This window comes from Vibrio sp. 10N.222.49.C9 (assembly GCF_041474985.1).
In the GTDB taxonomy this organism is placed as follows: Bacteria; Pseudomonadota; Gammaproteobacteria; order Enterobacterales; family Vibrionaceae; genus Vibrio; species Vibrio crassostreae_C.
Genome location: NZ_JBFRVD010000065.1, coordinates 1 through 1159 on the forward strand (window position 1 = coordinate 1; position 1159 = coordinate 1159).

A 1159-nucleotide genomic window follows, 5' to 3' on the forward strand; every position below is an offset into this window, starting at 1 on the left:
AATAGCGTCAAACCCTTAGCTAGACAGCCATTTTGAACTTAATTGAGCACCTATCCGTCATCGAAGATACTCGTTCTGACATTAACCAAAAACATGACCTTATTGACGTTATGTTCCTCGTTATTAGTGCTATTGCATCTGGGTGCGAAGGATGGCAAGACATTGAATTTTATGGGGAAGAGAAGTTAAGCTGGTTAAGAAAGTACAGGCCATTCAAACATGGAATCCCCCGACGACACACAATAGCACGCATATTACGCTCAGTTGTTGCGGAGTCATTGCTTGAAGCGTTGGCCTTGTGGATAAACGAACAAAGAGCCAACCAAAATAAACCCATAATCGCATTCGACGGAAAAGTCCTGCGTGGCTCTTATCGAAATGACAGGAAAACAGCGTTGCAGTTGGTCACGGCATATGACACTGAGCGTGGCCTTGTTCTGAGCCAAAAACCGACGGAAAACAAGAATGGCGAGATCAGTGTTGTGCGCCAAATGCTTGATGTTATAAATGTAAAAGGCAGTGTGGTCACGATTGATGCGCTGCATTGCCAGCGCGAAACCCTAGAGAAGATAAAAGAAAAGAAAGCGCATGTTGTTGTTCAAGTGAAGAACAACCAACCGAAACTAAGAGCGGCTGTTGTTGAACAGTTTCAGGCTATCTTCGATGCTAGGAAAGAGAAAATAGTCACTGAAATCAAAGAGACACATCATGGTCGTAACGAAGAGCGATACGTTTTTCAACTTAAGGCTAAGTTGCCCGAAGAACTAGCAAAGAAATGGCCGACGGTAAGAAGCATTATAGCAGTGGAACGCCACCGAGTGATAAACGGGAAAGGCACCGTAGATACGTCATACTACATAAGTTCCATGTCGCCGAATCACAAATTACTTGGTCATTATATTCGTCAACACTGGCGAATTGAAAACAGCCAACACTACGTATTAGATGTTGTTTTTAAAGAGGATAGCTCTCGAATCACTTTGGATGGTGCCGTTGAGAACATAGCGTTGTTCAGACGCTTTGTAATGAACATGCTTAAGCAATGTGATTGCGGTGCGCCAAGTCAAAAGGTGAAGTTGAAAAAAGCGGGATGGAACGACGATTATCGGGCTAGAGTCTTCTTTGGGTTATAAATCCATCAAAGTATGCTCCCGCCCTG

General features: G+C 43.7%; 1 protein-coding gene. It reads left to right on the forward strand.

Translation table 11 applies throughout. The features are described from left to right. Positions 1-32 precede the first annotated feature (32 nt). A complete protein-coding gene (locus AB4585_RS21085) occupies positions 33-1133 on the forward strand; it encodes an ISAs1 family transposase (protein WP_136987121.1) in 1101 nt (366 codons plus the stop codon). The last annotated feature ends 26 nt before the right edge of the window (positions 1134-1159 follow it).